This is a genomic window from Nocardia sp. NPDC057663 (genome assembly GCF_042799895.1).
Taxonomy (GTDB): domain Bacteria; phylum Actinomycetota; class Actinomycetes; order Mycobacteriales; family Mycobacteriaceae; genus Nocardia.
The window spans coordinates 290907-303140 of record NZ_JBHVHX010000003.1 but is presented as its reverse complement, the minus strand read 5'-3'; the positions used below and the strand labels follow the sequence as shown (position 1 = coordinate 303140).

The window sequence follows — 12234 nt, the reverse complement described above, 5'->3', positions numbered from 1 at the left end:
CCTATGGGGTCGACGCCCGGCTGGTCTAACCAGGCTCGACGGCGACCAGGTGGGAGACCGTCTCAGCATCCGCCGACCAGTGCGCGACGGTCTGTTCGATCTCCTGGTCGCGGGCGGTCAGCCGGACCTGATGCTGATGCATGTGCTCGGCCCAGGAGCGCACGACGAAGGCTTCGACGAATCGGTCGACGGTGCCGACGTCGCGATAGAGCCGCCACTCCATCGCGCCGGTGCGCTGCCTGGACCGGCCGACCATGGCCATCGCCGCGGTGAACCCGGCGACATCCTCGGGCGGCACGTCGTAGCCGCGCATCACCAGGACCGGGCCGTCCTCGGGGTCGGGTTCGACGACGAGCTGCGGTTCGGGCCAGAACGCGGCCGGTGACAGGTCGATGTCCTCGACGTTGTGCCGGATCGGCCACCACAGCGTGCTCGCCGCACAGCAGGCCAGCAGCACCGCCGCGACCAGCAGCGCCGCCTCCGCGCCGTACGCGCCGGCGACCAGACCCCACAGCAGCGAGCCGATGGCCTGCCCGCCCATGAACACCAGCATGTACACCGACAGGCCACGTGCCCGCACCCAGGCGGGCAGCAGCAACTGCATCGTCGAGTTCAGCGTCGCCATGGCGAGCAGCCACGCCAGGCCTGACCCGACCAGCAGCACCAGCACGATAGGGACGCTCGGCACCAGCGCCGTCGCCACCGCGCCGAGCCCGAACAGCACCGCGGCCAGCGCCAACCGCTGGGTCGGCGTGAGGAGCACCCGCAGCCGGGACATGCCGAGCGCACCGCACACCGCGCCGAGGCCGAGCGCGCCGAGCAGCAGACCGTAGCCGTCGGAGGCCAGCCCGAGCCGGTCGTGCGCGATGACCGGCAGCAGCGACCACACCGCACTGGCGGGCGCGATGAACAGGATCGCGCGGAACAGCACCCGCCGGATCGCGGGCGCGGCCCGGATGAACCGCGTGCCCGCCTGCAGCGCCGCGAGCGGACGCTCGCTGGGCAGGGTGCGCACCCGGGTCGGCCACCGCGACACCAGCAGCACCGCGACGATGCCGACGAACGACAGCGTATTGAACCCGAACACCACCGTCGGCCCGGCGATCGACACGATCACACCGGCCACCGCGGGCCCGACCGCGCGGCCGATATTGATGCTCATACTGCCCAGCGCCGCCGCGGAGGTGATCTGGTCGCGCGGCACCAGTTCCGGCTGGATCGCCTGCCACGCGGGTGCGGTGAGCGCCTGCCCGCAGCCGAGCAAGAACAGCAGGGTGAGCAGCACGGCGGGTGTGGTGTGCCCGGTGGCGGTGAACACGGTGAGGGTGAGCGAGGCCAGCGCCATCCCCGTCTGCGCGCCGATCAGCAGCCTGCGCCGGTCGACCAGGTCGGCGAGCACTCCGGACGGGATGGACAGCAACATCACCGGCAACGCGAGCGCGGTCTGCACGAACGACACCAGCGCCGCCGCGTTCGGCTGGTCGACCAGGATCCACTGCGCGCCGACCGTCTGCATCCACGTGCCCAGATTCGACACCAGCTGCGCGATCCACAGCGCCCGGAACACCGGCGACCGCAACGGCGCCCACGTCGATACCGGTTCCGCCGCCACACTGCTCACCCGCCGAGCATATCCCCGGCGACCTTCCGCGACGGTGCGCGCAACGGCGGGCCACCCCGGTGCGGTCGCGCGACGGATTCGCCGCAGCTCGAGCCGAATTCACCCACCCGCCACGTACGATGGGCTACATGTCGGCAACCCTGCTCCGTCTCGCCGCGCTCTGTGTGCTCGCCACCGCCGCGGCCACGGCCTGTTCCTCCTCCGATTCCGGGAAGGCGCCGGACGACACCGCGACCCCGATGGGACACACCTACATCTCCACCGAGGTCGAGGGCGACCCGATCCCCGGCGGCGGTCCGATGACACTCACCTTCGCCGACGGCCGCATCGTGGCGAACTCCGGCTGCAACACCAGCAGCGGCACCGTCGACCTGAGCAACCACGTCCTGCAGACGTCCCCGCTGGCGAGCACCCTGATGGCGTGCACCGATGAGGTCGGCAACGCCGACGCCTGGCAGAACTCCTTTCTGGAGTCCGATCCCGCCTGGCGTCTGGACGGCGACAAGCTGACCCTCACCGACAAGACCGCCACCATCCACCTCACCGACAAGAAGATCGTCACCCCGGACAAGCCGCTGACCGGCACCACCTGGGTCGTCACCACCCTGATCACCGCGCAGGGCCAGGTCCGCTCCACCACCCTCGACGAGGTCGGCCCCAACCTGACGATCGGCGCAGGCGGCACCGTCAACGGGATGGCCGGCTGCAACCGGATGACCGGCACCGCGGGCGTCGGCCCCGGCGACGCGGTGAATTTCGCCGTCGCCACCACCAAGATGATGTGCGCACCAGACGTCATGCAGATCGAGAACGACGTACTGCGCGCCCTCGACGGCCGGACGACGGCCACCATCGACGGTGACAGCCTCACCCTGCGCAACGACAACGGCAACGGCCTGATTCTGCACGCGCAGTAGCGACGAACGACGAAGGGCCGGAAACCATTTCGGTTTCCGACCCTTCGCCACAGCTCTACCCGATCAGGGCAGGGGCCCACCCGCGGCGATCGCCGACAGGGTCGCGAACTCGTCCGCCTTGAGCGAGGCACCGCCGACCAGCGCGCCGTCGATGTCGGCCTGACCGACCAGCTCGCCGACGTTCTTGGCGTTGACCGACCCGCCGTAGAGCACGCGGACACCCGCGGCGACCTCCGGGGAGGCCAGCTCGGCCAGCTCGGCCCGGATCGCGCCGCAGACTTCCTGCGCGTCGGCCGCCGAGGCGACCTTGCCGGTGCCGATCGCCCAGACCGGCTCGTAGGCGATGACGATCTGCGAGATCTGCTCGGCCGTCAGGCCTTTCAGCGAACCACGCAGCTGCTCGAGGTTGTACTCGACGTGCGTGCCCGCCTCGCGGACGCCCAGACCCTCACCGATGCAGACGATCGGGGTGATCTCGTTCTTCAGCGCCTGCTTGGCCTTGGCCAGCACGGTCGCGTCGTCCTCGTTGTGGTACTGACGACGCTCCGAGTGCCCGACCACCACGAAGGTGCAGCCCAGCTTGGCCAGCATCGGCGCGCTGATCTCGCCGGTGTAGGCGCCCGAGTCGTGTACCGACACGTCCTGCGCACCGTAGGTGAGCAGGAGCTTGTCGCCCTCGACCACCGACTGCACACTGCGCAGATCGGTGAACGGCGGGATCACCGACACGTCGACCTTCGCGAAGTACTTCTCCGGCAGCGCGAAGGCCACCTTCTGCACCAGTGCGATGGCCTCGAGGTGGTTGAGGTTCATCTTCCAGTTGCCCGCGATGAGCGGTTTACGTGCTGCCATCGCTCAGCCCTCCAGCACCGAAATACCGGGCAGCTCTTTGCCTTCCAAGTATTCCAGGGACGCGCCACCACCGGTGGAGATGTGCGAGAAGCCGTCGTCGGGCAGGCCGAGCGTGCGCACGGCAGCCGCCGAGTCGCCGCCGCCGACGACCGTGAACGCGCCCTTGCCGGTCGCGGTCACGATGGACTCGGCCACCCCGCGGGTGCCCGCGGCGAACTTCTCGAACTCGAACACGCCCATCGGGCCGTTCCAGAACACCGTCTTCGCCTCGGTCAGCAGCGCGGAGAACCGCGACACCGACTCGGGGCCGATGTCCAGGCCCATCCAGCCGTCGGGGATCTCGGTGGACGCGACGGTCTTGGCGTCCGCGTCGGGCGCGAACTTGTCGGCCGCCACGATGTCGACCGGCAGGTGCAGCACGTCGCCGAAGCGGTCGAGCAGCGACTTGCAGGTGTCGATCATCTCTTCCTGCAGCAGCGAGGTGCCCACCGAAAGGCCCTGTGCGGCAAGGAAGGTGAAGCACATGCCGCCGCCGATCACCAGGGTGTCGACCTTGGGGGCCAGCGCCTCGATGACGGCGAGCTTGTCGGAGACCTTGGAGCCGCCGAGCACCACCGCGTACGGGCGGGCCGGGTCCTGGGTGAGCTTCTGCAGCACCTCGACCTCGGCGGCCACCAGCGTGCCCGCGTAGTGCGGGAGCACCTGCGCGACGTCGTAGACCGACGCCTGCTTGCGGTGCACCACACCGAAACCGTCGGAGACGAACGCACCGTCGTCGCCGACCAGCTCGACGTAGGCGGCGGCCAGCTTGGCCCGCTCCGCGTCGTCCTTGCTGGTCTCGCGCGCGTCGAAACGCACGTTCTCGAGCAGCAGCACGTCACCGTCGGTGAGGCCTTCCGAGCGCGAGAGCGCGTCGTAGCCGACCACGTCACCGGCGAGCTGGACGTTGCGGCCCAGCAGCTCGGCCAGTTTCGCGGCCACGGGGGCCAGCGAGAACTTGGCGTCGGGCTCGCCCTTGGGGCGGCCCAGGTGGGCCATCACGACCACCTTGGCGCCGGCCTCGACCAGCGCCTGGATGGTCGGCACCGAGGCGATGATGCGGCCCGGGTCGGTGATCTGGCCGTTGTCGTCGAGCGGGACATTGAGGTCGGAGCGCACGAGCACACCCCGGCCCTCGACACCCTCGGCCAGCAGATCTTGCAGTGTCTGGACTGTCATCGGGCTCAGAGCGACTTGCCGACGAGATCGACCAGGTTGGCCAGGCGGTTCGAGTAGCCCCACTCGTTGTCGTACCAGGAGACGACCTTGACCTCGTTGCCGATGACCTTGGTCAGCGGCGCGTCGTAGATCGAGGAGTGCGGGTCGGTGACGATGTCGCTCGACACGATCGGGTCCTCGTTGTACTTCAGGATGCCCTTCATCGGACCCTCGGCGGCGGCCTTCATCGCGGCGTTGATCTCGTCGATGGTGGCGGCCTTGGTCAGGGTCGCGGTCAGGTCGGTGACCGAGCCCGTCGGGACCGGAACGCGCAGCGCGTAGCCGTCCAGCTTGCCCTGCAGCTCGGGCAGCACCAGGCCGATAGCCTTGGCGGCACCGGTGCCGGTCGGCACGATGTTCAGGGCCGCGGCGCGGGCGCGACGCAGGTCCTTGTGCGGCGCGTCCTGCAGGTTCTGATCCTGGGTGTAGGCGTGGATGGTGGTCATCAGACCCTGCTCGATGCCGAACGAGTCGTGCAGCACCTTCGCGATCGGGCCGAGGCAGTTGGTGGTGCACGAGGCGTTGGAGATGATGTTCTGGGTGCCGTCGTACTTGTCGTCGTTGACGCCCATCACGATGGTGATGTCGTCGCCGGTGGCAGGCGCGGAGATGATGACCTTCTTGGCGCCGGCGGACAGGTGGCCCTTGGCCTTCTCGGCGGCGGTGAAGATGCCGGTCGACTCGACGACCACGTCCACGCCCAGGTCGGCCCACGGCAGTGCCGAGGGGCCCTCCTTGATCGCGAGTGCCTTGATGCGCTGCTCGCCGACCACGATGGTGTCGCCGTCGACGGAGACGTCCTGCGGCAGCCGACCCAGGATGGAGTCGTACTTCAGCAGCGTGGCTAGGGTGCTGATGTCGGTGAGGTCGTTGACCGCGACGATCTCGATATCGGTCTTGCCGACAGCCTTCAGCGCCTCCACCGCACGGAAGAAGTTACGTCCGATACGACCGAAGCCGTTGATACCTACCCGGACAGTCACGTTATCGCTCCTCAGCTTTCAAGCGGATTCATTCCGACCGGCACCACACTAGTAGCCGTGTTCGACTTCACGACAGCCACCTGTGATTTGTGAGGTCCGGCCCCCGGCCTGCAGGATCCCAGAATAAAGGGCAGAGCGGTCATGCATGACCGCTCTGCCCTAAACGTCGGATTCACCACAGCGAGCGGCGAACACCCGCGCTACGCGTCGTCGAGGAGTTCCGCCGTCACCGCCGATTCGGTGTCGGGGATGCCGAGGTCCTTGGCCCGCCGGTCCGCCATCGACAGCAGGCGCCGGATTCGTCCGGCCACGGCGTCTTTCGTCATCGGCGGTTCGGCCAGCTGACCGAGCTCCTCGAGCGAGGCCTGCCGGTGCTGGACACGCAGCTTGCCCGCGGCGGCCAGATGGTCCGGCACGTCGTCGGCGAGGATCTCCAGCGCCCGCTCCACCCGCGCCGCCGCGGCGACGGCCGCCCGCGCCGACCGGCGCAGGTTGGCGTCGTCGAAGTTGGCGAGCCGGTTGGCGGTGGCCCGCACCTCGCGGCGCATCCGGCGTTCCTCCCAGGTGAGCCTGGTGTCCTGCGCGCCCATCCGGGTCAGCAGCGCGCCGATGGCCTCGCCGTCCCGCACCACCACCCGATCGGTGCCGCGGACTTCACGCGCCTTGGCGGTGATACCGAGCCGCCGGGCCGCACCGACCAGCGCCAATGCCGCCTCCGGGCCGGGGCAGCTCACCTCCAGCGCCGAGGAACGCCCCGGCTCGGTGAGCGAACCGTGCGCGAGAAACGCACCGCGCCAGGCGGCTTCGGCGTCACCGATGCTGCCGCCGACCACCTGGGCGGGCAACCCGCGGACGGGACGTCCGCGCACGTCGAGCAAACCGGTCTGGCGCGCCAGCGCCTCGCCTTCCTTCGACACCCGCACGACGTAGCGGGACGTCTTGCGCAGCCCGCCCGCGCCGAGCACGTGCACATCGGAGCCATACCCGTAGAGCTCGAAGATCTCCCGGCGCAACCGCCGCGCGATGGACCCCATGTCCACCTCCGCCTCGACGATCACCCGGCCCCCGACAATGTGCAGACCACCGGCGAACCGCAGCAATGCCGACAATTCCGCCTTGCGCGAGCTGACCTGCGACACCACGAGCCTGCTCAGCTCGTCCTTCACCTCGGCTGTCATCGCCACGAGACGCGCTCCTTTCCCACCGACCCGGAACGCACATCTCCGACCGTGTGCCGTCCCTCGACTCGAAGCCCTGCCAGTTGCGACCGCGGCTGCCGGATCAGCTGATCCAGTGCGGCGGCCAGTTTTCCGGGATGATGCCGATCCGTTCCCGGCTCGGCGACATCGCTGAACGTTACCCGTGCACGCAACTGTTCGGCGGCTCTTGCCACATGTTCCCGCTGCCGCCCCTCGGGCACCGACGCCGAGTCGACGAGTACGTCGTCGACCGCGAAATCCGGTGCGTGCTGGGACAATACATGCAGATGACGTTCGGCCGAAAAGCCGGCCGTCTCCCCCGGCTCGGCGGCCAGGTTCAGCACGAGCACCTTGCGCGCCCTGGTATGCACCAGCGACTCGTGCAGTTGTGGCACGAGGACATGCGGAATGACGCTGGTGAACCACGAACCAGGGCCGAGCACAACGACATCCGCGTGCTCGATGGCCGAGGTCGCCTCGGGGCTGGCAGGCGGATCGGACGGAATCAGCCGCACCCGCCGGACCTTACCCGGCGTGGTCGCCACCGCAACCTGACCGCGCACGCACCGGCCGATCCGCGGATCCGCTTCCAGGCCCGACACTTCGGCCTCGATGTCGAGCGGGATCGGCGACATCGGCAGTACCCGCCCGGTGATCCGCAGCAGCCTGCCCACCTCGTCGAGCGCGGCCACCGGGTCGCCGAGGACATCGGTGAGCCCGGCCAGGATCAGATTGCCGACCGAGTGACCGGCGAGCGCGCCCGTGCCGCCGAAACGGTGCTGCACCGTCGTCGCCCAGACGCCGTCGGCGTCCTCGGCGAGCGCGGCCAGCGCCATCCGCAGGTCACCCGGCGGCAGCATGCCCAGTTCGGCGCGCAGCCTGCCCGACGACCCGCCGTCGTCGGCGACGGTGACGACCGCGGTGATCCGCCTGGTCAGCCTGCGTACCGCCGTCAGGGTCGCGTAGAGCCCGTGTCCGCCGCCCAGCGCGACGACGGCTGGGTCGGCTTCCCATCCACTCATTCGCGCCCCAGATCCCGGTGCACCACGCGGACGACGTCCACCGCCGTGTGCCCGGTATCGGCGCCGATGCGTTCGCCGAGCGCCTCGGCGATCGCGACACTGCGATGCTTGCCGCCGGTGCACCCCACTGCCACCGTCATGTATCGCTTCCCCTCTTGGCGGTATCCGGTCGTGGTCAGGTCGACGAGATGGTGGCAGGTCTGCAGGTAGTCCTGCGCGCCCGGCCTCGACAACACGTAGTCGCTGACCACCGATTCCTGGCCCGTGTGTTCCCGCAGCTCGGGAATCCAGTGCGGGTTGGGCAGGAATCGGACATCCAACACCATGTCGGCGTCGAGTGGAACACCGTACTTGAAACCGAACGACTGCACAGTCAGTTGCAGCGCGGCGGGCGCGCCTGCGCCGTACACCTCCTCCAGCTTGCGGTGCAGCTGGTGGATCGACAGCTCGGTGGTGTCGATGACGACATCGGCCGCCGCCTTCACCGCGGCGAGCCGGACCCGCTCCGCGGTCAGGCCCGCCGAGAGGGTGCCGTCGGGGCTGTCGCTCTGCAGCGGGTGCCTGCGCCTTGCGAAGCCGAACCGCCGGATCAGGACGTCGTCGGAGGCTTCGAGGAACAGCACTCTTGTCCGGATGCCCGCCGAGCGCAGCTGCTCGGTGACGCCGGAGAGGTCACCGGTGAAGAACCGGCTCCGCACGTCCATGACCAGCGCCAGGCGCCGGATCGGCGGTTCGGCCGCGGCGCCGAGCTCGATCATCCGCCCGATCAGTTCGGGCGGCAGGTTGTCGGTGACGTACCAGCCGAGATCCTCCAATACGCGCGCGGCGGTGCCGCGGCCCGCGCCGGACAAGCCGGTCACGATGACCACTTCTACTGGTTGCTGTTTTTCGGTGGCCGACCCGGTCTGTCCGGGTACCGCCCCCGCATTGTTGTTCGATTCGACGCGTGTCATGTCCTACCGGATCCGTTTCTGGGTGCCTTTCGATCATCCCGCACCGGCTCGGGTATCGGGCGCAGACACACAACGTACGGCACTCGCAATCTTGCGTCCTGTGATCCGCCCCCGTCTCCGGCTACGGGCTGTTCAGTGCTTCCAGCACCGCTTTCGCCGTGGAGACGCCGATGCCAGGCACCGATGTGATCTCTTCGACAGTCGCGTCCTTGATGCGGGCGACCGAGCCGAAGTGGGTGACCAGCGCGGTTCGCCTCGCCTCGCCGAGTCCGCGCACCGAGTCCAGCGCCGATGCCGTCATCCGCCGCGAGCGCTTGCTGCGGTGGAAGGTGATCGCGAAGCGGTGTGCCTCGTCGCGCACGCGTTGCAGCAGGTAGAGCGCTTCGCTTGTGCGCGGCATGATCACCGGGTCGGGTTCGCCCGGCACCCATACCTCTTCGAGCCGCTTGGCCAGGCCGATCACCGCGACATCGGTGATGCCGAGTTCGTCGAGCACCTCGGCGGCCGCGGCGACCTGGGGTGCGCCGCCGTCGACGACGTAGAGGTTCGGCGGGTAGGCGAAGCGGCGCGGCTTGCCGGTGGTCGGGTCGACGCCGGGGCGCGAGGCAGGCTCGTCGGTCTCGTCGATCTCGACGTCGACGACCTGCTGGCGGTCACGGGCCAGCCTGGCGAAGCGGCGGCGCGTCACCTCGGCGATGCTGCCGACGTCGTCGGAGCGGCCGTCGCCCGCGGCCTCCTTGATCGCGTAGTGGCGGTAATCGGATTTGCGGGCCAGGCCGTCCTCGAACACCACCAGCGAGGCGACGACGTCGGTGCCCTGGACGTGGCTGATGTCGACACACTCGATCCGCAGCGGTGCGCTGTCGAGGTCGAGGAAGTCCTGGATGTCTTGCAGCGCTTGTGATCTCGAGGTCAGGTCGCCCGCGCGCTTGAGTTTGTGCTGGGCCAGTGCCTCCCCCGCGTTGCGCTGCACCGTCTCGGCGAGCGCCTTCTTGTCGCCGCGTTGCGGCACGCGCAGCGAGACCGCGGAACCACGCAGCCTGCTCAGCCAGTCCTGGATCTCCTCGGCGTCGGCGGGCAGTTCGGGGACCAGCACCTCGCGCGGAACGACGACCACATCGCCGTCGGCGTTCTGCTCGGCCATGGCGGCCTGTTCGCCGTAGAACTGGGTGAGGAACTGTTCGACCAGCGCCGCGAGTTCGGTGCCGGATTCGGCGACGTCGAGCGCGTCGCCGGACTTGTCGACCACCCAGCCGCGCTGGCCGCGCACGCGGCCGTCGCGGACGTGGAAGATCTGGACGGCGGCTTCGAGTTCGTCGGTGGCGAAGGCGATCACGTCGGCGTCGGTGCCGGAGCCGAGGACCACCGCCTGCTTCTCCAGCGCGCGGCGCAGCGCCTGCACGTCGTCACGCAGGCGCGCCGCGGTCTCGAAGTCCAGGTCGTCGGAGGCCTCGTGCATGCGCCGTTCCAGCGCGCGCACCAACTTGTCGGTCTTGCCGGAGAGGAAGTCGCAGAAGTCGTCGACGATCTGGCGGTGCTCGTCGGCGGTGACCCGCCCGACGCAGGGCGCCGAGCACTTGTCGATGTAGCCGAGCAGGCAGGGACGCCCGATCTGGCTGTGCCGCTTGAAGACTCCGTTGGAGCAGGTGCGCGCGGGGAACACCCGCAGCAGCAGGTCGAGGGTCTCGCGGATCGCCCAGGCGTGGGCGTAGGGGCCGAAGTAGCGCACACCCTTCTTGCGGGCGCCGCGGTAGACGAACAGGCGCGGGTACTCCTCGTTCAGCGTCACCGCCAGCACCGGATAGGTCTTGTCGTCGCGGTAGCGGACGTTGAACCGCGGATCGAATTCCTTGATCCAGTTGTATTCGAGCTGCAGCGCCTCCACCTCGGTGGACACGACCGTCCACTCGACGCTCGCCGCCGTGGTCACCATCTGCCTGGTCCGCGGATGCAGCGAGTACACATCGGCGAAGTAGGAGTTCAACCGGCTGCGCAGGCTCTTGGCCTTGCCGACGTAGACGACCCGCCCGTGCACGTCCCGGAACTTGTACACACCGGGTTCGACGGGAATAGTGCCCGGCGCCGGCCGGTACGTCGCGGGATCTGCCACCCATCCAGCCTAGCGAGCACATCCGACAGGCCGGTCGCGCTGATCCGTCAGCACTCGGCCACCCCGCGCGACGGTGCGCCGGGCGAACCCGGGGACTCGCCTGTGTAGCGTGGGTGGCCGGCTTCCGTGCCGGAAAGGATGTCCGATGACCAACGCGCCCGCTGCCCCACCCCACGCCGACGACGACCTGTTCGACGAGGCCACTCCGCTGGGGGTCATGCCGGGCACCGTGCGCGGTGCGCGGCTCATCGCCGGGGTCGCGACCGCTGTCGGCATCGTGCTGATCGCGATCACCGTCGCGCTGGGCACGGGGGATTCGCTCGGCGCGCTGATCGCGGGCTATCTGCCGACTTTCGCGCTCACCCCGCTGGTGCTGTTGTTCGGCCTCAGCGGTGACCTGGTCCGGAAGGCCGCGATCGGGGTCGCCGCGCTGGCAGGTCTGGTGTCGTGCACCGGGATCCTGACCGGGCTGCCGCCAGGTGCGGTCGGCATCGTCGCCAACGGTGCGGTCGCCGCGCTGCTCCTGCGTCCGTCGGCCCGAGCTTGGTTCACCCGCGAGCGCTGACCTCCCGCCCGCGAGTGGTGCGACCGCAACCGGCGTAGGCGGCGTGCGGATCAGTCGGCCGTGCGGATGCCGTGTTCGGCGAGTGCGTCGATGAGCGCGCGGGGACGCTGGGTGGTCGGAACCGCGTCGACGAGGGCGAAGCGGGCGCCGAGGGTGGTCGCGCCGCCGTCGGCTTCGGCGCTGTCGCCGATCATCAGGACCCGCTCGGGGTCGACGCCGAGGCGGTCGGTGGCGGCGCGGAAGATCTGGGTGTCCGGCTTGATGGCGCCGACCTCATAGGACAGGGTCATCGACCCGATCAGGTCAGCCCAGCCGCGGGCCGCGAAGGCGGGCCGGATGTCGAAGGCGATATTGCTGACGATGCCGATCGGAATGCCCTGGGCGGCCAGGGATTCCAGAACCGCGCCGGTGTCGGGATACGGGGTCCACGCCAGCGGGTCGATGAGTCGTTCGTAGAGGCGCGCGGCCTGGGCGTCGGCGACGCCGGAGCCGCGCAGCACTGCGAGATAGGCGTGCCGGTGCAGGGCCGGGTCCAGGTCGCGGTTGTCCCAGGCGTGCTGGCCTGCCGCGTCGAAGGTCATGAACTGCTCGACCGGGGCCGTCATCCGCCGCAGCACTTCGGCTTTCGCCGCGATGTCGAACGGTGCACCGTCGTCGTCGATCAACTCGTCGGCCCAGGTCCGGTCGTCCTCCAGGCGGAAGACCGTACCGGAGAAGTCGAACAGCACCGCGTCGATATCCATCTCGCCAGGGTA

Annotated in this window: 11 protein-coding genes; 2 read left to right on the top strand and 9 right to left on the bottom strand. The window is 69.3% G+C overall.

Annotation, left to right across the window (positions count from 1 at the left end; all coding sequences use genetic code 11):
• Positions 1–25: 25 nt before the first annotated feature.
• Positions 26–1612: an MFS transporter gene (locus ACFVAV_RS09555; RefSeq protein WP_379033578.1), complete on the bottom strand. Its 1587-nt coding sequence runs from the start codon at positions 1610–1612 to the stop codon at positions 26–28.
• A 137-nt stretch (positions 1613–1749) separates the two neighbouring features.
• Here ACFVAV_RS09555 and ACFVAV_RS09550 point away from each other — a divergent pair, with 137 nt between their 5' ends.
• Positions 1750–2538 (top strand): META domain-containing protein, encoded by a 789-nt coding sequence (locus ACFVAV_RS09550; RefSeq protein WP_379032593.1) that lies wholly within the window; start codon positions 1750–1752, stop codon positions 2536–2538.
• 63 nt (positions 2539–2601) lie between these two features.
• On the opposite strand, the gene tpiA is transcribed toward ACFVAV_RS09550, so the two are convergent.
• The 7 genes from tpiA to uvrC form a co-directional block, all read right to left on the bottom strand.
• Complete coding sequence (gene tpiA, locus ACFVAV_RS09545) at positions 2602–3390, bottom strand: triose-phosphate isomerase (protein ID WP_379032591.1); 789 nt, start codon at positions 3388–3390, stop codon at positions 2602–2604.
• Between the two features lie 3 nt (positions 3391–3393).
• Entirely contained in the window at positions 3394–4608 is a 1215-nt protein-coding gene (locus ACFVAV_RS09540; RefSeq protein ID WP_379032588.1) for a phosphoglycerate kinase, read from the bottom strand.
• Between the two features lie 5 nt (positions 4609–4613).
• Entirely contained in the window at positions 4614–5630 is a 1017-nt protein-coding gene (gene gap / locus ACFVAV_RS09535; RefSeq protein ID WP_379032585.1) for a type I glyceraldehyde-3-phosphate dehydrogenase, read from the bottom strand.
• A 200-nt stretch (positions 5631–5830) separates the two neighbouring features.
• Positions 5831–6814, bottom strand: coding sequence for a DNA-binding protein WhiA (gene whiA, locus ACFVAV_RS09530; protein WP_067493655.1), 984 nt, complete (start codon positions 6812–6814; stop codon positions 5831–5833).
• Positions 6805–7851 carry a uridine diphosphate-N-acetylglucosamine-binding protein YvcK gene (gene yvcK, locus ACFVAV_RS09525; RefSeq protein WP_379032582.1) on the bottom strand — a complete coding sequence of 349 codons (1047 nt, stop codon included), beginning with the start codon at positions 7849–7851 and terminating at the stop codon, positions 6805–6807. Before yvcK ends, whiA begins: the two co-directional genes overlap by 10 nt.
• The gene (gene rapZ, locus ACFVAV_RS09520; RefSeq protein ID WP_379032579.1) at positions 7848–8804 is read right to left on the bottom strand and encodes an RNase adapter RapZ; all 957 of its coding nucleotides are present in this window, start codon (positions 8802–8804) and stop codon (positions 7848–7850) included. Before rapZ ends, yvcK begins: the two co-directional genes overlap by 4 nt.
• A gap of 121 nt (positions 8805–8925) precedes the next feature.
• The gene (gene uvrC / locus ACFVAV_RS09515; protein WP_379032576.1) at positions 8926–10914 is read right to left on the bottom strand and encodes an excinuclease ABC subunit UvrC; all 1989 of its coding nucleotides are present in this window, start codon (positions 10912–10914) and stop codon (positions 8926–8928) included.
• A gap of 145 nt (positions 10915–11059) precedes the next feature.
• Between uvrC and ACFVAV_RS09510 the strand changes: the two genes are divergently transcribed.
• Complete coding sequence (locus ACFVAV_RS09510) at positions 11060–11479, top strand: hypothetical protein (RefSeq protein ID WP_379032573.1); 420 nt, start codon at positions 11060–11062, stop codon at positions 11477–11479.
• A 50-nt stretch (positions 11480–11529) separates the two neighbouring features.
• Here the strand turns inward: ACFVAV_RS09510 and ACFVAV_RS09505 are convergent, their stop codons facing one another.
• A complete protein-coding gene (locus ACFVAV_RS09505) occupies positions 11530–12222 on the bottom strand; it encodes an HAD family hydrolase (RefSeq protein WP_379032570.1) in 693 nt (230 codons plus the stop codon).
• Between the last annotated feature and the right edge of the window lie 12 nt (positions 12223–12234).

What these genes read in the sequence shown, in the direction of transcription:
- yvcK (WP_379032582.1), bottom strand. Translation starts at nt 7,851, where the DNA reads ATGAGTGGATGGGAAGCCGACCCAGCCGTCGTCGCGCTGGGCGGCGGA.
- ACFVAV_RS09505 (WP_379032570.1), bottom strand. Translation starts at nt 12,222, where the DNA reads ATGGATATCGACGCGGTGCTGTTCGACTTCTCCGGTACGGTCTTCCGC.
- tpiA (WP_379032591.1), bottom strand. Translation starts at nt 3,390, where the DNA reads ATGGCAGCACGTAAACCGCTCATCGCGGGCAACTGGAAGATGAACCTC.
- ACFVAV_RS09540 (WP_379032588.1), bottom strand. Translation starts at nt 4,608, where the DNA reads ATGACAGTCCAGACACTGCAAGATCTGCTGGCCGAGGGTGTCGAGGGC.
- ACFVAV_RS09510 (WP_379032573.1), top strand. Translation starts at nt 11,060, where the DNA reads ATGACCAACGCGCCCGCTGCCCCACCCCACGCCGACGACGACCTGTTC.
- ACFVAV_RS09550 (WP_379032593.1), top strand. Translation starts at nt 1,750, where the DNA reads ATGTCGGCAACCCTGCTCCGTCTCGCCGCGCTCTGTGTGCTCGCCACC.
- rapZ (WP_379032579.1), bottom strand. Translation starts at nt 8,804, where the DNA reads ATGACACGCGTCGAATCGAACAACAATGCGGGGGCGGTACCCGGACAG.